Here is a 21,626-nt window from a genome sequence, read left to right on the forward strand (position 1 = left end):
GGAACATACGAACCTTGGGCTTTTACTTTCTATTCTTTTCGCTTTATAAGTAGCGATCTTTTAGGTGAGCTTGAAAGTGTTTAGCATTCAGTGTTTCACCCGTGGCTTGTTTTACCAACTCATCAGTGGTGAATAAGCTACCTTTACTCCAGATGTTTTCCGAGAGCCAATTGAATATCGGAGCTAAGTCGCCAGAACGAATAACCGCATCTACATCGACGGTTTGTTTCATTGCTGCCATAAATTGTGCAGCGTACATCGCACCGAGCGTGTAGGACGGGAAATAGCCAAAACTTCCGTCTGTCCAATGGATATCTTGCATACAGCCATTTTTGAAGTTTCCTTCGGTTGATAGCCCCAAGTACGCTTTCATCTTTTCGTTCCAGAGTTCTGGTACATCTGTATGTTTGATGACGCCGTTCATGAGATCTCGCTCAATTTCATATCGAAGAATAACGTGAGCAGGATATGTAAGTTCGTCAGCATCTACGCGAATAAAGCCTTTTTCTACGCGAGTGTAAATTTTGGCTAAATTGTCTTTTTCGAATTCACTACCAGAAAAATGGTTAGAAGCCAGTCGAGCGAGGTGATCGATAAACGCGCTGCTTCGTCCTATTTGCATTTCAAAGAAGAGTGATTGTGATTCATGAATACCCATAGAGCGAGCTTCTCCCGCGGGTGTTCCTGATAAATTTTTTGGTAGCCCTTGCTCGTATCGAGCATGGCCAGTTTCGTGGACAATCCCCATCAATGATTGGACAAACTCGTTTTCATTATAACGTGTCGTAATACGCACATCTGTCGGTACACCGCCACAAAATGGGTGGGTACTCTCATCAAGTCGACCGTGTTCAAAATCGAATTGAAGTAGCTTCATGACTTCCAAACCGAGCGCTTTTTGCTTTTCCGCAGGGTAGTGTGCAGTTGGCAATAAGATGTTGTCTGATTGTTGTTTTTCAAGCGCTTCATCGATCAAAGTAGGAAGCCAGGTTTTCACGTCAGCAAAAAGAATGTCTAACGACGCAGACGTTGTGCCAGGTTCATAAACATCGAGCATGGCATCATAAGGAGTCGTGCCATTTGCTTCGGCTCTAATTTGCGCTTCTTCCTGCGATAGCTTTACTACTTCAGCCCAGTTCTTTTCAAAACCAGCCCAGTCATTTTCTCCACGTTGCGTACGCCATGCATGTTCACATTTGGAGCCAGCAAGAGATTGAGCTTGAACTAATGATTCTGGTAGTAAGTTAGCTTGCTGCCACCCACGCTTCATTTCTCTTAGGATAGATTTTTCTTTTGTAGACAGCGTCTCTTCTTCTGCCTGAGCGAAAAGCTCTCCCAAGTGCGGTTGAGTCATTAAAGAATGGATATGTACATCGAGCTCTGCCGTGGCATTCGATCGTGCTTCAGCGCCACCAGGTGGCATGACCGCTGCTTGATCCCAATCTATGATGGCAGATAGATGCTCAAAATTTGCCACTTTTTTGGAATGTTCAACGAGTTTTGTAAATGCGTTCATGTGACTACTCTTATTCTTTTGTTCTTTCCCTAAACACCCGATAACGGGTCCTTCATATGGTGTTGCACTAAGCAACCTACGTTAATTTATTAATAATTAACTCCAACCCATTGTCCATAAACTCACCCAGTTGTATAGCTCTCTTAAAAAAGAAGCTTGCGAATCTTGTGGATTGGCGGTATTGATGAAGGATTGACAATTAATTATCACGATAATATGGATATTTTGAATTTCGAGGCATTTATTATTGCCATTACGATTTTAACGTTAACGCCAGGTTTAGATACTGCACTTGTTATCCGTAACACTAGCCGCTCGGGCCTAAAAGATGGATGTACAACCAGTCTAGGGATTTGCTTTGGCTTATTCGTACATGCTTTTTTTTCTGCGGTTGGTATCTCGGCGATTCTTGCGCAATCAGCAGAGTTGTTCCAAATCGTAAAAATGATTGGCGCGGCTTATCTTATCTGGCTTGGTTTGAGCAGTTTAAAAGCGCTAATGTCGTCGAAAGATGGATTGACCGTGACCGAGCAGATTCACGAAGTGTTTAATGGTAAGCGCTCTTTTAGAGAGGGCTTTCTTTCTAACGTCTTGAACCCGAAAACGGCGGTCTTCTATTTGGCTTTCTTGCCACAGTTTGTGAATCCAGAAGGTTCACCCTTGCTTCAATCAATGATGATGGCATCTGTACACTTTGCTATTGCGATGGTTTGGCAGTGTGGTTTAGCTGGCGCGCTTAACTCGGCTAAAAATCTACTAAAGAATGCAAGCTTTATGAAGTGGATGGAAGGCGCGACGGGCGCAGTATTAGTCGCACTTGGTGTGAAGTTATTAATTGAAAAACCCGTTTAATGCGTAATATTTATCGATTGTTGATACTACTCGCTGTATTTATTGTGGGGATAGGTGCCGCTGTAGCTTGGCATACGTGGCCACAAGTACAGTTTGCGCAACGCGGCATGATCTGGTCTTGGCACTGGGGCTACTTCGAGCCTTTTGCTAATGGAATACAACAAACGCGAACTCAAGACACTAAACAGTTATTGCTCAGGCGTGTGTATTTGCATGACGCTATTGTCGTTTTTGTTTCGACAACTATGGACAATAAATTTGAGGTCGACGTTGTAAAAGAGCAAACCTGTGAACCTAAAACGACGACTTGGGCTTCGGTCTCTGTCAATCATCAACGTGTCAGGCATGTACCTATGGTGTGCGATGCGTTTGGGCAAGGCTACTTTTATCGCTACATCGGGAAACATCTGGAATCGATTGAAGTTGGTGTCGGCGACTCGTTTGTAACAGAAGCATTTTTAGACTGGCCGCTATCAGAGTTGAAAGCGGATCAATTCAAGCAAAAAAATGCGAAGTTTTTTGAAGAACGTGGAGAAAACGTTGAGCATCAATGGTTGAGAGATTAACCATTTAACCGAAGATAAATAAAGCCCGCTAAATAATAGCGGGCTTTGTGTTTTACCATTTCTAATGTGTCTTGCTCTCTGTGACTGACAGTTTGTGACCGCAAACCTGCCGTTTCACTAAGCTTTCACTGCTTCAACTTTACCTGATTGCGATGTTGAGCTAAAGAACAGTTTGGTTTCTGCCAGTACGACGTGACGCAGTGCGATCAAACCAATTAGGTTAGGAATTGCCATCAGACCGTTTACGATATCAGCCAGTAGCCAAATCATATCGAGGTGAAGGAATGCACCAGATGCCACCAAGCCGACGAAAATCAGTTTGTATGGAAGCACAGCTTTAGTTCCGAACAGGAACACAACGCAACGCTCACCGTAGTAGTTCCAACCAAGAATGGTGGTAAAAGCGAAGAACATCAAACCGATTGAGACGAGCATAGGACCAAATGTATCTGCATTTAAACCCACCGCAAAAGCATGAGTCGTCATCGCGGCACCTGCAAAGTCACTTTGCCATGCACCAGTCAGGATTAGAGCAAGGCCTGTCATGGTACAAATAATGATGGTATCGAAAAAGGTACCCGTCATTGAAATTAGGCCTTGTTTAACACAAGAGTCTGTCTTCGCTGCTGCTGCTGCCATAGGCGCGCTACCCAAACCAGATTCATTTGAGAACACACCGCGAGCGATACCTGATTGGATTGCCAGCATGATGCTTGCACCTAAAAAACCACCCGTCGCTGCTGTTGATGTAAAGGCTGAAACCAGCACTAATTCAACGGCATTGAACAATTGGTCTGCATTCATGATGATCACGCTTAAACACGCCAACACATAAAATACAGCCATGGTAGGAACCACTTTTCCTGCAACGTTAGCAATGGATTTGATGCCACCCAAAGTTACGAAAGCAACCAAAAGAGTTAGTACAAAGGCAGATAGCTCACGGTTAACACCAAGAGATATCTCACTTGCATCCAGAATCGCGTTTACTTGTGGAAACGTACCGATACCAAAACAAGCAACACCTAAAGCAAACACTGCAAACATGATCGCGAGAGCTTTTGAGCCAACACCGTATTGCAAGTAATACATTGGGCCACCAATCATTTGGCCTTTATCATCGACTCTTCGGTACTTAACCGCCAACAAACATTCGGCGTATTTAGTCGCCATTCCGAAAAGGGCAGCGAGCCACATCCAGAATAGAGCGCCTGGTCCACCGAGTTTGATTGCTGTGGCAACACCAACAATGTTACCAGTACCAATTGTTGCTGAGAGTGCAGTACAAAGAGCTGCAAAGCTAGAAACGTCACCTTGAGTATTAGATGACTTATCTTTACTGAATACCATCGCTAGCGCTGTTGGGAGGTGTTTAAACTGGATCAAGCCAAGGCTAAAAGTGAAGTAAACACCTGTACCCACTAGCAAAATAAGCAGCGGTGGACCCCAGACAAAATTATCGATGGTTTGTAGTAAAGATTGTAGGTTGTTCATGATTTCCCCTTAATAAAACAACTAATAAGGAGAAGAGGGAAAGGACGAGATCAACGATCTCTAAAAGAACTAAGCTATTGGCTGTAGGCGGGAAGGCCAAGCAAAATAGTTAGGTTGTAACTTTCCACTCCTCTGTCCTTTTGCCTGAGAGTTTCACCTTGCGTGAGTGCAAGACTTGCTCCTTCGGCGACCGATTTAACGGTTCTCTCCAGAGGTTCCTCCAACTACAGTCCCCGCTACCTAGGTAGCACCTGAAATAGTTAATTCTTCGGCGAGTTATGCTAATCAAGTGTTAAAATTTGATTAATAACCACTCTCCTGCAGTCTTCATCGGAACAATTACTCAATTAAATGAGTAAAGGTTAGTTAATGATGCTGGTCATCATTAACGTGTGAACTCTATCATGTTTTTGGTCCATTTCAACACCCTATGTCAATTTATTTTCAATGAAATAACCTTATCTATTTTCATGAAGGTATGTTTGCCAATCTTTTTGTGCGAGTCACGGCATAAATAAAATTTATTGGGTTAGGGAATGGAACCCAAAAACACTTCAGAACGATAAATGTGTTTCGATCGTTACGACATAAGTTATTCAATTAAGGACACAAAATTGATTAAAATCGGAGCACTTATTTTAAAATCTACGCTAAGTTGACCTTATGGTACGTATAAATGGGTTACAATGAATCTTTGTGAAACAGTCTACGGACCTAGGCAGTTTTTCATGAGTGGACAAGGAGGCGGTATGACCAGATTATTAGCCATTGCGGTGTTGATTGCAGTAGCATTTGTGCTGTTTCGTTATCGAACCAATGAAAAAGTCCAAAAAGCGACCGTTATAACATTAATTGGCGCATTTCTGATTTATACAGCATCAATTATGTTTGCGGAATTGATCCGCTAGCAAAGTAAAAGAGTCCTTGGAGTAGTATACGGTGAGTTCTCAGAACAAAATGGAAGAGCAAGACGACGTAGTTGTCATTGAAGAGCGTGACAAACGTACGCATATCTATATCGCAATCGCTGCGGTGTTAGGCTTGGCATTTGGTGGCCTTGTTGGATCGGTTGTCACTGCGAACAAGTGGGAATCGACTTACCACGTATTAGAAGAAAAGTATCAAGCACTAACGCAAGATAAAACCCAGTTGGAATCTCAAGTAAAAGTGCGTGAAGAGGCGCTTGACCAAGAAATACAAAACCAAGTTAGTGAGTTACTTGCCGCGAAAGACGAAGCGCACCAGAAAGCACTTAAGAAGTTGCAAAAGCAATTGACTGAGGTCGAGAAGGTCAACTTGTCACTAGAGTCTCAATTGAAGCAGCAGGCAGATAAGATCAACACGACGAAGTCAGAAAATGAGAAGTTGAGTCGTCAAGCGGATATGCAAGCGACTATGTTTGAGCGGTCCCGCGAAGTATTCCAGAAAGAGCTGAAAATTTCGCAAGAATTAGAGTCTCTCGAGAAAGAACGGTCGAAATTATTACCTAAGATTGAGAAACTCAAGAAAGAGTGTGACGTATTTTTAGAAGGCAAATCTTGGGACGTGAAGTCGGACGCGTGTGATAAACATGATGAAGCTAATTCACGACTAAGTCAGGTCGATCAAATGATTGAAGTCTATAAAATGGACCTCAAACAAATCAAAGCAATAACGGAAGATATCGGCCTTTAAGTCTTTTGTATCCGGTTTTGAAAAGCAAAAGGAGCTCTTTAAGAGCTCCTTTTTCGTTGTTAGCTATGACTTTTAGCCTGTCGCGTATATTAGATTCGTGAGGCGTCATAGCCTGAGGCGAGCAGGAGCTCTCGTTCGTGTTTAATCAGCTGAGCTCGATCTTCAATTAGTTCATTGAGTGCTTGAGATGGCTTACCTGCTAATGCTTTGAACGAAGCAAAAGATTCCGCGGTGTCGATTTTATCAATCATCTGACTGATGACATTACGAGCCTCACACGGGTTACTCGTCGTTGTAAAGTATTCTACTTGCTTTGCTGCCGATTTCATCTCAGTTAATAGCTCAAGCGGGCTACTTTCTTTGGCTACTGCCATGTAGTTATCCAGCACGCGCTTTGCATAAAGCAGTTCTTTGAGGGGGATATCTCTTCCGCTCTCGATTAGGGATTCGCTAAGGATCATACTTGAGCTCATGGGCATTCCTTCTTATTACTACGCCGCTTTTGATGTTTCCTTGAGTCTAATTTATTGAAGTCACATTGGGAATGGGTAAAAAGCATTTTTAACGCATTTTTATTCATTTATGAAAACACGAATGCGATGCTTATCTGGATCGATAGCCATAAAATTTAACCCATACACTGATGTCGCTGGTGGTTGAACAAACTCAACACCTAGGTCTTTCCAGCGCTTGTAAATGCGCTCTAGCATATGACTATTGGGCACCGATAAAGACAACTCGGTGCCACCACCTCTAATTCCGCTGTAGGGTGAAAGATTATCTCTTTGCTTGAGTGTCAACGTTAAGCCTTCGGTCAGTGGAATAGCGGCGAAGGTTGGAGACAACTGCGTGACTTTGCGTTCGAACAGTTTCGAATAAAAAACTTGGCTTATGTGGATGTCCTCAACGTAGAGAACGAATGAATTGATAGTCAGCATGGTTTGTTCCTTAATCAATTAGAAATAGTAGGGGCAATCTAACGGAAAGGAACGACAGGAGTTGTCAGTAGAACATTCTCGAAGGTAAGTGACAGAATAAGAAAAAGGAGCCGTTTAGCTCCTTTTTATCAGCGGAATCATTGGTATTAATGAGTGTGTTTGGAAGAATACCAGTTGTTTTGATACGCTTTAGATGCAAATAATGCGTTTGCTTTTGCACGCTCGATAATAGACTCGTCCACCTCTAGCGGCTTCATGGTTTGGTCTTTAAAGTCGTACGCCAGGGTCGATATCTTTTCACCAGGGGAAAGCACAACGAGATTGTCGCGCGTTAAATAACCAAAGTTTTTGTCGTACTGCATCATTGCGCGTTCATCTTCGCGAGCCAGTGGCTTCGTTAAATCACGACCAATCATCGGTGTTTTAGCATCTACCCCAATCAGAGATAACAGTGTAGGCGGCATGTCTATGTTGTTTGCTATGCGGTCATCTTTACGTGGTTGAATGCCTTTACCAAGGATCAATGCTGGAATGTGAAAGTGCTTAACCGGAACAAGGTTAGCGCCAGAAACACGTGCATCATGATCTGCAATTACAATGAAAATGGTATCATCCCAATAAGATGACTTTTTCGCCTTTTCAAAGAAAGTGCCCAAAGCGTAATCGGAATATTTTACGGCGTTGTTACGCGTCATATGTTCTGAATCGTATGGCTCAATTTTGCCTTTCGGATACTCATAAGGGCTATGATTACTTGACGTAAAAACTAAGCTAAAGAAAGGTTTGTCGCTTTTTGAAAGGCGTTCAAACTCTTCGTTTGCTTTGTTATATAGATCTTCATCGCTAACACCCCAAGAGCCAACAAAGCTTGGGTTGTTATAATCATCTTCTTCTACTATTTGATCAAAACCGTTACCAAAGAAGAAAGTTTTCATGTTGTCAAAGTTGGCTTCACCGCCGTAAATAAATTGCGTGTGATAGCCTTGAGCTTTCAGTAAGTCCGCGATGGTAAAGAAACCCGTTTGGCTTTTACTCAGCTTCACTACCGCGCGAGACGGAGATGGAGGAAAGCCCGTGGTTACGGCTTCAATTCCACGAACAGAACGAGTACCAGTGGCGTACATTTGTGTGAACTGCCAACCTTCCTTCATGAGTTCATCAAGGTTTGGTGTTAGAGGCAAACCACCCAAAGCACCGACAAATTGGGCGCCTAAGCTTTCTTGTAGCAAAATCACTAAGTTTTTATGTTTACCTTGGTAAGTCGCGGGGTTACTGTTCATGGTTGGGAGTAATGAAGGGGTGAAGTCGGACTTTGTTGATGAAGTGCGAACTAATTCCAACATCTTTTGAGTGTCCATTTTTCCGTAGAACTGCTCCGCGCTCTTTTCTGACTTCATGCTATTAACCGCAAACAACAATGAGTAAGATGAGTTCAGTGCTAAGTCGTTAAGCAGTGGATCGTTAGAAAAGGCGACCATAGCAGGATTTAGCGGGCGGTGACCTAAAGATGAGCGAGCACCTGCAACCCCAAAAAGAACAACGAAAAGTGCCAATAGTGGTCGCCATTTCCAGTTGACCTGCTGCGCCTTATCGGTCAGTTTCTTACTCCACTTCCAACCTAAAGTGATGGTTAAAACTGTACCTAACGCACCAATAAACAGTTCTAATTTGTAGCCAGTCAAGAGCATACTCAAGACTTCTTTTGGGTAGATTAAGTATTCCACAAACAGGCGGTTTGGACGTAGGTCGTATTCCTGAATGAATGGCGCTGTTGCTAGCTCCATGTATACAAGCACCCAAAGCCCTAAAACCATCCATATGCGTAATATTCGCTTCCAACACTCTCCCATCTTACCGGTTAATGGCATGAAGGTTGATAACAGTGCTGGAAGAATAAATAACCAGCAAAGCGTTGCAATATCTACGCGCAAACCTTGACCTAGGATGTAAATTAAGTCGTTTAGAGAGTCAATACGGTCAATCTGCCAAAAAGCTAGCAAAACTCTTGAGATAGACAGAAATAGAAGCGAAAACAAAGAAAAGGCAGCAATTGGCTGCAAAGGCCCCCACACAGAGCTCTTTGATAAGTTTTTCATATTTATTCGAATAGTTTAATTGTTATGTTGTGTTGTTTTTAGCAAAGCAAGCGTGAAATAAACGTGAATTATAATGTGGGTTTATGGTCGAGTAGTGTAAGTGTTGGTATGTCTATGTAAGGGGGAGGGGCGTTTGTGTAAAAAAAGAGCCAGTTGATAACACCAACTGGCTCTAGAGATTGATAAAGGCATGATTACATTGCGGCTTTCTTCGCTTCTTCGACCCATGCGTCGAACTTTTTCTGGTTCGCTTTGATCCAACCATTTACATGAGACTCGATGTCCGCTGAGCTGTTCTTACCTTGGCTCATCATCATATTCTGAGCACTAACATCATTGATATTTAGTTTGATGATTTCAAACAGCTTTGCAGCAGCAGGGTTGTTTTCTGTAAACTCTTTATTGGCAACGATGCGCATAGAGTTCATCTCGAAGCCGTAGTTCTTACCGTTCTCTAGTGTTGTATCAATGTCCTTACGCTCACCAGGAAGTGAAGAGAATGGCACTTCTAACCACACAACATCTTTCCCCGGAACTAAAACGCCACTTACCCAGTACGGTGTCCAAGTGTAGTAAAGAATCGGATCGCCTTTTTTGTAACGTGAGATCGTATCAGCGATAATCGCCGCGTAGTTACCTTGGTTGTGTGTTACTGTGTCACGAAGTTTGAAAGCATCCAACTGATGCTCAACAACCATTTCACAACCCCAACCTGGGTTACAACCAGTTAAGTCCGCTTTGCCATCGCCGTTTGCATCGAATAGCTTCGCCAATTTTGGATCTTTTAACTGACCAATGTTAGTGATGTTATATTTTTCCGCGGTTTTCTTATCGATCAAATAACCTTGCGCAGCACCACTTACGTATTGGCCTTTACGGAAGAACTTATCATCACCGCCCGACATCGTGTACTTATCGGCGTGAAGAGGGAACCAACCAACCGCTAAGAAAGTAGCATCACCTTTAGCAATAGAGGTGTAGCCTACGTTGTAGTCCACTTCTTTGGTCGGTTTAACATCGTAACCAAGCTCTTCAAGTGCGCGGTTTACGATCAACGTTTGAAATGTTTCTTCTGCAACGGTTGATTGAACAGGCTGAACAGTGACACCTTCACCCGGTAGTTCACTTGCCACACCATAAGTTGAAAATGCGATAGTACTTAGAGCTCCAACAGAGAGCGCTTTCTTCCATGAATTATTCATTGATGTTTCTCCTAAGTTTTAGATCGTCTTGGTTCGTCTTTGTTTTCAGTTTTAATAGGTATGAAACAGGACCTGTGTGATACCAGCGAAGCTTAGTGTTGCCCGCATTAACCCCTAACACCTGGGTGATACGGTCTAACAAAATCGCAAGAATAACGATGCCTAAGCCACCAACGGCAGCAAGACCCATATCAAGTCGGCCAATACCACGAAGTACCATTTGGCCTAAGCCGCCAACAGCAATCATTGAAGCAATCACTACCATAGAAAGTGACAGCATTAAGGTTTGGTTTACACCTGCCATGATAGTTGGTAACGCCAACGGTAACTGGATGCGATAAAGCATCTGTTTTTTGTTTGCCCCGAAAGAGTGGCCAGCTTCGATAAGCTCTTCAGGTACTTGCTGAATACCCAAAATAGTCAGGCGCACAACGGGAGGCAGGGCGAAAATGATCGTTACTACTACGCCAGGAACGTTACCAATACCAAACAACATAACAATTGGTACAAGGTAAACGAATGCGGGAGTCGTTTGCATTGCATCTAATATTGGCCTAACAAATTTGGCAGCGGTTTGGCTCCTTGCCAACCATATCCCCATTGGTAGCCCTATAAGCAAACAGAAGAAAACGGCGGTTAACACCAGTGCTAGCGTTGTCATCGCTTGTGACCACGCACCAATTAGGCCAATGAAAACAAGGGATACAAGAGTAGAAAAACCAAGTTTTACATTGGAAAACTGCCACGCTAGCAAAAACAAAATGAGTACCATTATAGGCGCAGGTGTAGACACCAAAGCAGTTTCAAACGACGTTAGAATAAAGTCGATTGGAACTCGTATTGCTTGGAAAACAGGTCGACCATGTTCCACCAGCCAGTTCAAACCGGACTCTACCCAGCTATCGAGGGGTAAAACCGCATCTTGGAATGGGTTCATAATATCGAATGGCGCTTGCTCTACAGTTTCTGAGTTGAGCCAATCATTACTTGGTGCGGCCTCTGTACCTTGCGACCAAGGATCATCTTGCGCAGGAGCAGTATTTGACCAGGGATCATTGTTAGTTTGCTCTGAAGACATCGTGTTAATCCTTATCTAGTGTTTGTAGAAGACGTGATTTAGTCACGACACCAAAGTAAGTTCCTTTCTCATCTACGACAGGCACGGCATAAGGAACACCAGCAACCAGACCCAAAATGTCATTAATTGACTGATCAGGCTGAAGAGTAACTTCATCCGGTAATTGAGCACTGGCTAACGAACGGTTTTCTTTATGAGCCAAACGTAGTGAATCAAGAGATACGATGCCGGAATATCGGCTAGATTTATCGACGACAATGCCGTAATCACGGTCGTGATCCATCAGAATCTGCATCGCAGAGCCTGGACCGTCATTTTCCGATTTCTTAAAAACAGCCGCTGGCTTCTTGCGCGCGATATCTTTTGCTGTCAAGACACTTGCGATGTTTACGCCGCGGAAAAACGCTTCGACATAATCATTTGCTGGACTGTGTAATATTTCATCAGGTGTACCAACCTGAACAACCTCACCGTTTTGCATGATAGCGATACGGTCGCCAATACGCATTGCTTCATCCAAATCATGAGAAATGAAGACAATTGTGCGTTTGTCATCGTTCTGTAGACGAATAAGCTCATCTTGCATCTCAGAACGGATCAATGGGTCTAAAGCGGAAAACGCCTCGTCCATTAATAGGATGTCTGGATCACAAGCTAACGCTCTCGCTAAACCAACGCGCTGTTTCATACCACCGGATAATTCGTCAGGGAAAGATTCTGCATAAGGGTCTAAACCCACTCTTTCTAAGGCGGAAAGGGCACTTTTCTGACGCTCATTAACGTCAATGCCGGCAAGTTCTAAACCAAAGGAGGCATTTTCAATCACCGTCATGTGTGGCATGAGTGCGAAACTTTGAAACACCATTGAGATATTGTTACGACGAACTTCTCGAAGTTCATTTTCGGAGATGTGGGCGATATCTCTTCCTTTGAGATAAACACTACCTTTAGTCGGCTCAATGAGCCGGTTAAGAAGTCGAACAAGGGTGGATTTCCCGGAGCCAGAAAGGCCCATGATTACGAAAATTTCCCCTTCATTTATGGTGAGAGATACATCGTTTACGCCGACTGTTAAACCTGTCTGTTCAAAAATACCGTCTTTATCGACGCCTTTGTCGATAAGCGAGAAGGCTCTCTCTGGGTCTTCTCCAAACACTTTATACAGTCCCTTAACTTCCAGTATGGGATCCATGTTATCTGTCCTTTTTCGTGTGTTTATAACTGTTTAACGATTTGTACTCTAATTAATTTTAGTTCAACTTTCAACGAAAGGGGGTTGGTTAACTAGTTCTGCCGTGCATAGAGAGTTCGTTGAGCAAGGTATGTTCAATTCTTATTTTTTATATTTAAAACAATTACTTGTGATGTGTCTTTATCCGCCATAACGTTGCCCTGACGTAGGGTTGAATTTATTTTGAATTTTTTTGTACATTTCAACTCAACTCGCTTGCATAGATATAAGCTGTGATAGCTTAGAACTCTACATATAAAAAGGTTAGAGCTCTAATTTTTGATTAAGACTTGGTCCTGTGAAATCAGTTAGGTACTGTTATCCTTAGATTTATTTATTGCTTGATTTCACTCAGGGTGATATTTATCGCTGTAGTTTAGGCAACGTATGGAATAAAAAATGGAAGCCGAACAGTTAGAAGTGCTCAATTTCATTAGCCAGTACCCACCTTTTGATGACCTACCTGAAGAGCAGCTTAGAAAAATTGCTCTCAATGCCGAGGTTGCATACTTTCGGCAAGGAACAAAAATCCTTAACTTCGGAGATACGATCCGCGACTTGTATATGGTGAGAAGTGGGGCGGTAGAGATTTATCGACGTAAAGGTGAACTCTATAACAGGATTGATGCTGGTGGACTGTTTGGTCAGATGGGGTTGTTGATGAACAACCGCGTACGGATGCCAGCCAAAGCGATAGAAGACACTCTCGTTTACTGTATTCCGGAAAACATCTTCAATGAACTTTGTGATGAGTTTGAAAACTTTGCGGACTACATGGAACTGGAAGATAGCGCGCGTTTGCGAAGCGCAATATCTAGCCGCTCCGAAAGCAATGACTTTACCACCGCTAAGGCACGTAAAATCTTAGCAAGAGATCCAGTAACCCTGGAGGCAACGGCTTCAATTCAGGAAGCTGCGATACTAATGGCAGAGGAAAATGTCACCTCTCTGCTCATTATTCGCCCGACAGAGGAGCTCACAGAAGAAGATGACGAACAGCTGCTTGGAATATTGACTGATCGCGATCTTTGCATTCGCGTACTAGCTCAGGGTATTGATACCAATATTCCAGTGAGTGAGGTCATGAGTTATGACGTGGTTTCATTGGATTATAACGCCTATGTGTTTGAGGCCATGTTAACCATGTTGCGTTACAACGTGCATCATTTACCAATTTTAAAAGATAAAAAGCCGATAGGAATTATTGGCATGACGGACATCGTTCGTTACGAATCTCAGAACAGCCTATTGCTAGTGAGCTCTATTTTTCAGCAAACCAGTGTCGAGGATCTCAAGCAGGTTTCTGAACAAGTAAAAGACTGTTTCGTAAGAATGGTCAATGAAGATGCCAACGCGCACATGATTGGTCGAGCCATGTCGGTTATAGGCAGTAGTTTCAAACAACGCCTCGCTGAATTAGCTGAGCAAGAGTTCGGCCCAGCGCCCATTCCTTATTGTTTAGTCGCAATGGGTTCAATGGCGAGGGATGAGCAGCTAATTGTAACGGATCAAGATAACGCGCTTATTCTCGATAACAGTTATGACGTTGAGATTCACGGAGAGTACTTTGAAAAGTTTGCTAAATTTGTTTGTGATGGTTTAGCGGCATGCGGCTATGCTTATTGTACTGGAGACATTATGGCTACCAACCCAGAATGGCGAAAAACTCGTGCAGAATGGGAAGAATGCTTTGGAAACTGGATAGACAATCCAACCCCTGAGAGATTGTTAAATAGTAATATCTTTTTTGATCTCCTCGGTGTGCATGGGCGAGTGAAATGGGCGGAGCAATTAAGCAGCTTTATTGTGAGACGAGCGAAAAGAAATAACCGCTTTCTTGCTTGTATGGCGTATAACGCAATACGTAGGACGCCTCCACTGGGCTTTTTCAAAGACTTTGTGATGGAGAAAGATGGTCGTCATCGTAACTCGATTAACTTGAAGCGAAGGGGGACGGCTCCGTTGGCCGATTTAATACGGGTGCATTCTCTGGCAATCGGTTCGCGATCGCAAAACTCTTTCGACCGTTTAGATGACATTAATGATGCTGGCATTTTACCGAAAGGTCGAGGTTTGGATTTAAGGGATGCGATGGAGCTAATCTACATGGTTCGAATTCGTCACCAAGCCCTTGACATAGAAAATGGAGAAGAGCCAGACAACAATATTGAGCCGGAGAACATGTCTGAATTTGAACGTCGAAACTTAAAAGCAGCATTTCAAATTCTAAGTAACGCTCAGAACTTCATTAAGTTTCGATATCAGAGAAGTAGCAAATAATGTGGTTCTCAAAAAAAGTAGAAAAAGAACATCCGTTGTTGGATACATCCCAGACGCCAGAGTGGTCAATGTTGTTCAAGCAACTCGCTAAAGAAGCGAAAGACGAGAGGCTCAAACGCTATTATTCGACACCGATGGTTAATGGGGAAACACCAATTGAACAAGTGCCATTTGTCTCGGTAGACTTTGAGACAACAGGATTGAACTCGGAAGAGGATGTCATTCTCACGATCGGACTTGTCCCGTTTACTATTGATCGTGTTCAATGTAATGGCTCTGCTCATTGGGTCGTTAACCCAAACAGAGAGTTAAACCACGAGTCTGTCATTATTCACGGTATCACTGACTCTGAGGTTAAAAACGCGCCGCAGCTGTCTCAGATCTTGGGTGAAATATTGGATGCGTTGTCAGGCAAAGTGGTACTTGTTCACTACAAGAACATTGAAAGGCAGTTCTTTAATAACGCCTTGCTAAATAGCATCGGAGAGGGGATACAGTTTCCTGTTGTTGATACGTTAGATATTGAGTATGCGATACAACGCCGTGAATGCAGAGGTTTTATCAATAAGTTGAAAGGCAAGAAACCCGGTTCTGTACGATTAGGGCACGCTCGTGAAAGATATGGCCTCCCTGCTTATCAACCTCACCATGCCCTGACGGATGCGTTAGCAACTGCGGAGCTGTTTCAAGCACAACTGCAGTATCACTTTAATCGAAACATGCCAATATCTTCGGTTTGGCAATAGGCGTTATTTATGGTGAAAACAATAAAATGCAATGAGAGATAGGGGGCTTTAAGATTATGATGGCGGATTGAGTAACCGCTTATAAGAACAATGTTTTATGAACATGTGCTTGGTAGTGATGAAGACGTTTCATTACTCGAACTCCGACGAAAGTAATTTAAACTTGGTCACGTATTTTTAAGGAGATTATCCGTGAGCACCGATAATAACGGTGGCATTCAACGCCCCGATGGAAAAGTAAACGCAATAGATACTGACTATCAAATTGGTCAGGATAACGTTGCGCTAAAGGTAGGCCCATTTGGCCTTGATATTCATAACCGTGTTTTTGCAATTTCTGGCTTAGCAATCGTCATGTTTGTTGTGATAACACTATTATTCCGAGAACAGGTAGAGCCGTTTTTTGCAGACCTACGAGCGGGTTTGTTGCACAATTTAGACTGGTTTTTTCTCGCTTCAGGTAATATTTTTGTCATTGTCTGTGTCGGATTGATCTTCACACCATTGGGCCGTGTGCGAATCGGTGGTACTGAAGCAACACCGGATTACTCCTATGCCGGATGGTTGGCAATGCTATTTGCTGCAGGTATGGGCATTGGTCTCGTATTCTTCGGTGTATCAGAACCGATGTCCCATTTTAGTTCTGCGATTGGTGGCGTGAGCGTTGAGAATGGTGTACGTACTGACTGGGCACCGCTAGGTGGTGCAGAGGGCGATGCAACTGCAGCTTCGGCATTAGGGATGGCTGCGACGATTTACCACTGGGCACTTCATCCGTGGTCAATATACGCGCTCTTGGCTCTTGGACTGGCTATCTTTTCATTTAACAAAGGTTTGCCACTCACCATGCGCTCAATTTTTTACCCTTTGTTTGGTGAGCGTGTATGGGGTTGGACTGGTCATATTATCGATATTCTTGCAGTGGTAGCGACGGTTTTTGGTTTAGCAACATCGCTAGGCTACGGTGCGTCTCAAGCCGCAACGGGTTTGAACTTCCTGTTTGATGTCCCAATGACCAATACCACGCAGGTTATATTGATTATTGGTATTACTGCGCTCGCTTTAATCTCTGTTGTGGCTGGACTCGATAAGGGCGTGAAAATCTTATCTGAAATCAACATGGGTCTTGCAGCGCTGCTATTGCTATTTGTTATTGTTGTTGGCCCGACGATTGCGATTTTAACTGGTTTCTTCGAGAACATCGTTTCCTATGTGGCTAATATCCCTGCCTTATCTATGCCATTTGGACGAGAGGATGTGAATTACTCTCAAGGCTGGACGGCGTTTTACTGGGCGTGGTGGATTTCTTGGTCACCATTTGTGGGTATGTTCATCGCACGTGTGTCTCGCGGTCGTTCAGTTCGTGAGTTTATTATTTGCGTTATTCTTATCCCATCTTCAGTTTGTGTGTTATGGATGACGGCTTTTGGCGGTAACGCAATTAGCCAATACGTTAATGATGGCTACGAGGCGGTGTTTAACGCAGAACTACCTTTAAAACTTTTTGCCATGTTAGATGTTATGCCATTGGCTGAGATAACATCTTTTGTCGGCATTATCTTAGTCGTGGTGTTCTTCATTACCTCTTCTGACTCAGGATCACTGGTTATTGATACTATTGCTGCGGGCGGTAAGGTCGATGCACCAACGCCACAACGCGTGTTCTGGTGTACGTTTGAAGGTTTGGTTGCGATTGCATTGATGTTGGGTGGTGGTCTAGCTGCTGCTCAAGCAATGGCGGTGACGACTGGTTTACCATTTACTATTGTTTTGCTTGTTGCAACGGTATCTTTGATAAAAGGTTTGATGGATGAACCTCGTCCAAAGGCGGTTTCTAAGAAATCAAAATAACTAGTATCAGCAGTTAAATTATTGATAAAAGCGGTATGCGAAAGCATGCCGCTTTTTTTTGGATTTCTATTTTTCTCTGAGAAATGAACAGCATGGAAAATGGTCTTATTCTGGTTGTTTTTTGTACTGCGCATTTAGGTGACTATTTAATAAATTAGACCTCGAACTATTTTAACTTTTGGTTAATAGGTTTGTTTTTGTGATCTGTATCACAAAAATACCGATAAAAAGGCGGATTATTTGATTTTTAGTCGCGAGGGATGCCCATAATAAAAAGGAAATTTAATTAGACCTCAAAGGATATGTATTTTCACATGATCACATCAGCACCTTGGGTCCTTTATCCAGAGATTGGAGAAGACTCAAGTAAAAAATGGATTTTTCGTGAACCTAAAATCTCTGATGGTGACGACATTTACAGCTTGATTGCAGACTGTCCTCCATTGGACATGAACTCATCTTATTGCAATTTCCTACAGTCTACGCATTTCAGCAAAACCAGTATTTTGGTTGAGCAAAAAGGCGAAATCGCAGGTTTCATTTCCGGTTATCAGAAACCAGACGAGCAAGACGTTTTATTTGTCTGGCAAGTTGCAGTCTCACCTCGCTTTAGAGGTCATGGTTTAGCATTCCGCATGTTGAAAGAACTTCTCACCCGAGAGGAATTAGGCGGTGTTAAATCGGTAGAAACTACCATCACGGAAGATAATAAAGCCTCTTGGGCACTGTTCAAAAAGTTAGATGCGATGAACGGCAATTCTGGCCAAGTAAGCACATTTTTGGATGAAGAAGCCCACTTTAAAGGCAAACACGATACAGAATATTTGTATCGCATTCCTCTCAAATAATCCTCAAACAATAGGAATTAAAAACGGTCTCATCATGGATATTTTCAAAAAGCAGGAATCCAACGTACGCTCATATTCAAACAATTTCCCGGTCGTTTTTCGTAAAGCGAAAGGCTGCTGGCTAGAAACAGAACAAGGTGAACGATACTTAGACTTCCTTGCTGGAGCGGGATCTCTAAATTATGGCCATAACAATCCAGTACTAAAACAAGCGTTGCTTGAGTACATTGAAATGGACGGTATTACTCACGGTTTGGATATGCACTCAGAAGCGAAAGCATCGTTTCTGGAAGCGTTGGATACTTACATCCTTAAACCAAGAAACTTGGATTACAAGGTTCAGTTTACGGGCCCAACAGGCACTAACGCTGTTGAGGCGGCATTGAAGCTGGCTAAAAAAGTAAAAGGCCGCGACAGCGTCGTTGCGTTTACTAACGGTTTCCATGGTTGTACTGCTGGCGCACTGGCTGCAACGGGTAACCAGCATCACAGACAAGGTAACGGTTCTAGTCTAAGTAACGTCACTCGTATTCCATTTGAAGGTTACGCTGGCGTAGATGGTCTCGCGCTGTTCGAAACCATGCTAAATGATAACTCTGCAGGTATGGATAAACCAGCCGCTGTACTTCTTGAAACTGTGCAGGGTGAAGGTGGTTTAAATGCTGCTTCAAACGAGTGGTTACAACGTTTGAGCAAAATCTGTAAAGCCAATGACATTCTTGTGATTGTCGATGACATTCAAGCAGGTTGCGGACGTACCGGTACTTTCTTTAGTTTCGAGCCGTCTGGTATCCAACCGGATATCGTGACGCTATCGAAGTCGATCGGTGGTTACGGTTTGCCGATGGCTGTCGTATTACTTAAGCCTGAGCTTGACCAGTGGAAGCCAGGCGAGCATAACGGTACGTTCCGTGGCAATAATCACGCCTTTATTACTGCTGCAAAAGCACTAGAAATTTACTGGGCAAACGATGATTTTGAAACACACATCAAGCAGTGTTCAGACAAGGTAAGTGCTGTTATTGACCGTTGTGTTCGTCGCTTTCCACAAATGTTTGTGCAGAAAAAAGGCCGCGGCATGATGGTTGGTATTGAATGTATCAATGGTGACATGGCATCTGAAATTGCGAAAAACTGTTTCGAGAATGGAATGGTGATAGAGACAGCGGGTCCAGACGATGAAGTTGTGAAGTTCTTCTGTCCACTAACCATCAGCGAATCAGAGCTAGATCAAGGACTAAGCATCTTTGAAAATGCAGTAGAGACTATCGCTGCGAAACATTTCAAACAAGCATCTTAATAAGGATTTTAATTATGATCGTCAGAACTCTAGATGAATGCCGCAACAGCGAACGACGTGTTGTTTCAGATAACTGGGAAAGTGTCCGCATGTTGTTGAAAGACGACAACATGGGTTTCTCTTTCCACATCACAACGATTTATGAAGATACAGAAACTCATATTCACTATCAAAACCACCTTGAATCGGTGTTTTGTATGAGTGGTGAAGGTGAGATTGAAGTTGTAGGTGGAGAAACGTACCCAATCAAACCAGGTACATTATACATCCTTGATAAACACGATGAGCACTACTTGAGAGCTTATAAGAATAAAGAAATGGTAATGGCGTGTGTGTTTAACCCACCGATTACTGGCGCTGAAGTGCACGATGAAAACGGTGTTTATCCTCTCGTTGACTAAAAGATGATGGTGGGGTGCTTTGCCACCCCACACTTTACTATCTCTTCTTTTTTCTTTTTAAAGTTACCAATCAAAAAAGGCTTATCATGACATTTACCGTAGAAAAAATCGGCGGTACATCAATGACAGCATTTGATGCTGTTCTCGACAATATTATTCTTCGTCCCAAAACGCCATACAATCGTATTTTTGTCGTATCTGCATACGGTGGTATGACCGATGCGCTGCTTGAGTGTAAAAAAACCAGTAAACCAGGCGTTTATCAGCTTATCGCGAAACGCGACGACAAATGGGAAGAAGCGTTAGCGTACGTTGAAAGCCGTATGTTGCTGACCAATGAAAATATTTTTGCGGACCCAATGAATCGTATCCGTGCGGATAAATTCATTCGCTCCCGCATTGCTGAAGCGAAAAACTGTATCGCGAATATTTTAGAAACCTGTCAGTACGGTCAATTTTCGTTGCGCCAGTACTTGCCTCAAATTCGAGAGTTTCTCTCGTCTATCGGTGAGGCACATAGTGCTTACAACACAGCACTAAAACTAAAAAATATGGGTATTAACGCTAAGTTCGTTGACCTGTCTGGTTGGGATAATCAAGCGCCAAGAAGCCTTGATGAGTCGATCAGTGACGCGTTTGCTGATATCGATGTATCAAAAGAACTGCCAATCGTGACAGGTTATGCTTACTGTAAAGAGGGCCTAATGCACACTTATGACCGAGGTTATAGTGAGATGACATTTAGCCGAATTGCAGCAATAACAAAAGCGGATTTAGCAGTAATTCACAAAGAGTACCACTTGAGCTCAGCGGACCCACGCGTTGTTGGCCCTGAAAAAGTATTACCAATTGGTAGTACAAACTATGACGTAGCAGACCAACTTGCCAACCTTGGCATGGAAGCGATTCACCCAAATGCCGCTGCGGGTTTGCGTGAAAGTGGTATTGAGCTACAGATTAAAAATACATTCGAACCTGAACACGAAGGTACTTTGATCTCTTCAAGCTACCGCCCAGAAGAAGACAAAGTCGAGATCATCGCAGGTAAAGAGAAAGTATTTGCACTGCATTTGTTTGACCAAGCAATGGTAGGAAAAGCCGATAACGTTAGTTACGAATTGATGGAAATCATCTCCGATGCTCGTGTAAGTTTGGTTGGTAAAGAGATGAACGCTAACTCTATTACTTACTATCTAGGTGGCAGTACAGATAGCTTAAACAAAGTATTGTATAAAGCCGAGAAACGTTATCCGAATGCCTCGATTAAAGGTCGTATGGTCGCGCTTATCTCAGCCATCGGTTCTCAAATTGATACCAACAAGACGTTGGCGAAAGGTGTGCTTGCATTGATGAATAATGGCGTTACGCCAGTTGCACTGCACTCATCATTGAGAAATGTAAATGTTCAATTTGTTGTCGGTGATAAGGAATACCAGCACGCGATTTGCGCATTGCATGATGAGTTTTTCCAAAGTAGCAGTTTAGCTAAATCGGTTAATGTGGCTTAGTTTATCCACGGTTAAAATACAAAGGAGAGCAGGTTAGCTCTCCTT

At 43.1% G+C, this 21,626-nt stretch carries 19 protein-coding genes and 1 riboswitch; of the genes, 11 read left to right on the forward strand and 8 right to left on the reverse strand.

The window, feature by feature from the left end; genetic code table 11:
- Positions 1-43: 43 nt before the first annotated feature.
- Positions 44-1,516: a carboxypeptidase M32 gene (locus R7Z78_RS05605; protein ID WP_104975277.1), complete on the reverse strand. Its 1,473-nt coding sequence runs from the start codon at positions 1,514-1,516 to the stop codon at positions 44-46.
- 216 nt (positions 1,517-1,732) lie between these two features.
- Here R7Z78_RS05605 and R7Z78_RS05610 point away from each other — a divergent pair, with 216 nt between their 5' ends.
- Positions 1,733-2,368 (forward strand): LysE family translocator, encoded by a 636-nt coding sequence (locus tag R7Z78_RS05610; RefSeq protein WP_017820932.1) that lies wholly within the window; start codon positions 1,733-1,735, stop codon positions 2,366-2,368.
- The gene (locus tag R7Z78_RS05615; protein WP_005385713.1) at positions 2,368-2,934 is read left to right on the forward strand and encodes a hypothetical protein; all 567 of its coding nucleotides are present in this window, start codon (positions 2,368-2,370) and stop codon (positions 2,932-2,934) included. The genes R7Z78_RS05610 and R7Z78_RS05615 overlap by 1 nt, the downstream gene beginning before the upstream one ends.
- A gap of 117 nt (positions 2,935-3,051) precedes the next feature.
- Here R7Z78_RS05615 and R7Z78_RS05620 read toward each other — a convergent pair whose 3' ends face one another.
- Entirely contained in the window at positions 3,052-4,428 is a 1,377-nt protein-coding gene (locus tag R7Z78_RS05620; RefSeq protein ID WP_104975278.1) for an alanine/glycine:cation symporter family protein, read from the reverse strand.
- 122 nt (positions 4,429-4,550) lie between these two features.
- Positions 4,551-4,650, reverse strand: a riboswitch (glycine riboswitch).
- 527 nt (positions 4,651-5,177) lie between these two features.
- Here R7Z78_RS05620 and R7Z78_RS05625 point away from each other — a divergent pair.
- Both R7Z78_RS05625 and R7Z78_RS05630 read left to right on the forward strand, forming a co-directional pair.
- Positions 5,178-5,336 carry a hypothetical protein gene (locus R7Z78_RS05625; RefSeq protein WP_005377784.1) on the forward strand — a complete coding sequence of 53 codons (159 nt, stop codon included), beginning with the start codon at positions 5,178-5,180 and terminating at the stop codon, positions 5,334-5,336.
- A 31-nt stretch (positions 5,337-5,367) separates the two neighbouring features.
- Positions 5,368-6,102 (forward strand): chromosome partitioning protein ParA, encoded by a 735-nt coding sequence (locus R7Z78_RS05630; RefSeq protein WP_033905210.1) that lies wholly within the window; start codon positions 5,368-5,370, stop codon positions 6,100-6,102.
- Positions 6,103-6,191: 89 nt separating this feature from the next.
- Here the strand turns inward: R7Z78_RS05630 and R7Z78_RS05635 are convergent, their stop codons facing one another.
- The 6 genes from R7Z78_RS05635 to proV form a co-directional block, all read right to left on the reverse strand.
- The gene (locus R7Z78_RS05635) at positions 6,192-6,575 is read right to left on the reverse strand and encodes a hypothetical protein (protein ID WP_005377782.1); all 384 of its coding nucleotides are present in this window, start codon (positions 6,573-6,575) and stop codon (positions 6,192-6,194) included.
- 99 nt (positions 6,576-6,674) lie between these two features.
- Positions 6,675-7,040: a VOC family protein gene (locus R7Z78_RS05640; protein WP_005377781.1), complete on the reverse strand. Its 366-nt coding sequence runs from the start codon at positions 7,038-7,040 to the stop codon at positions 6,675-6,677.
- A gap of 146 nt (positions 7,041-7,186) precedes the next feature.
- On the reverse strand, positions 7,187-9,136 hold the full coding sequence (locus R7Z78_RS05645) for an LTA synthase family protein (RefSeq protein ID WP_104975279.1): 1,950 nt from the start codon (positions 9,134-9,136) through the stop codon (positions 7,187-7,189).
- Positions 9,137-9,330: 194 nt separating this feature from the next.
- Positions 9,331-10,338 (reverse strand): glycine betaine/L-proline ABC transporter substrate-binding protein ProX, encoded by a 1,008-nt coding sequence (gene proX, locus R7Z78_RS05650; protein ID WP_005385703.1) that lies wholly within the window; start codon positions 10,336-10,338, stop codon positions 9,331-9,333.
- Positions 10,331-11,416, reverse strand: a complete 1,086-nt coding sequence (gene proW / locus R7Z78_RS05655; RefSeq protein WP_005377778.1) for a glycine betaine/L-proline ABC transporter permease ProW — start codon at positions 11,414-11,416, stop codon at positions 10,331-10,333. Before proW ends, proX begins: the two co-directional genes overlap by 8 nt.
- Before the next feature lie 4 nt (positions 11,417-11,420).
- Positions 11,421-12,608: a glycine betaine/L-proline ABC transporter ATP-binding protein ProV gene (gene proV, locus R7Z78_RS05660; protein ID WP_169644484.1), complete on the reverse strand. Its 1,188-nt coding sequence runs from the start codon at positions 12,606-12,608 to the stop codon at positions 11,421-11,423.
- Positions 12,609-13,046: 438 nt separating this feature from the next.
- On the opposite strand from proV, the gene R7Z78_RS05665 reads away from it, so the two are divergent.
- The 7 genes from R7Z78_RS05665 (at position 13,047) to R7Z78_RS05695 (ending at position 21,581) form a co-directional block, all read left to right on the forward strand.
- Positions 13,047-14,927 carry a DUF294 nucleotidyltransferase-like domain-containing protein gene (locus R7Z78_RS05665; protein ID WP_005377775.1) on the forward strand — a complete coding sequence of 627 codons (1,881 nt, stop codon included), beginning with the start codon at positions 13,047-13,049 and terminating at the stop codon, positions 14,925-14,927.
- Complete coding sequence (locus R7Z78_RS05670; RefSeq protein WP_104975280.1) at positions 14,927-15,673, forward strand: 3'-5' exonuclease; 747 nt, start codon at positions 14,927-14,929, stop codon at positions 15,671-15,673. Before R7Z78_RS05665 ends, R7Z78_RS05670 begins: the two co-directional genes overlap by 1 nt.
- 192 nt (positions 15,674-15,865) lie before the next feature.
- A complete protein-coding gene (locus tag R7Z78_RS05675) occupies positions 15,866-17,524 on the forward strand; it encodes a BCCT family transporter (RefSeq protein WP_005377772.1) in 1,659 nt (552 codons plus the stop codon).
- Positions 17,525-17,838: 314 nt separating this feature from the next.
- Positions 17,839-18,372 (forward strand): diaminobutyrate acetyltransferase, encoded by a 534-nt coding sequence (ectA, locus tag R7Z78_RS05680; protein ID WP_005393379.1) that lies wholly within the window; start codon positions 17,839-17,841, stop codon positions 18,370-18,372.
- A 34-nt stretch (positions 18,373-18,406) separates the two neighbouring features.
- Positions 18,407-19,672: a diaminobutyrate--2-oxoglutarate transaminase gene (gene ectB / locus R7Z78_RS05685; RefSeq protein WP_017820939.1), complete on the forward strand. Its 1,266-nt coding sequence runs from the start codon at positions 18,407-18,409 to the stop codon at positions 19,670-19,672.
- Between the two features lie 14 nt (positions 19,673-19,686).
- Positions 19,687-20,073, forward strand: a complete 387-nt coding sequence (locus R7Z78_RS05690) for an ectoine synthase (protein WP_005377769.1) — start codon at positions 19,687-19,689, stop codon at positions 20,071-20,073.
- A gap of 86 nt (positions 20,074-20,159) precedes the next feature.
- Complete coding sequence (locus tag R7Z78_RS05695) at positions 20,160-21,581, forward strand: aspartate kinase (protein WP_005377768.1); 1,422 nt, start codon at positions 20,160-20,162, stop codon at positions 21,579-21,581.
- The last annotated feature ends 45 nt before the right edge of the window (positions 21,582-21,626 follow it).

The organism is Vibrio sp. 1167 (assembly GCF_033340375.1).
Classification (GTDB): Bacteria; Pseudomonadota; Gammaproteobacteria; order Enterobacterales; family Vibrionaceae; genus Vibrio; species Vibrio alginolyticus.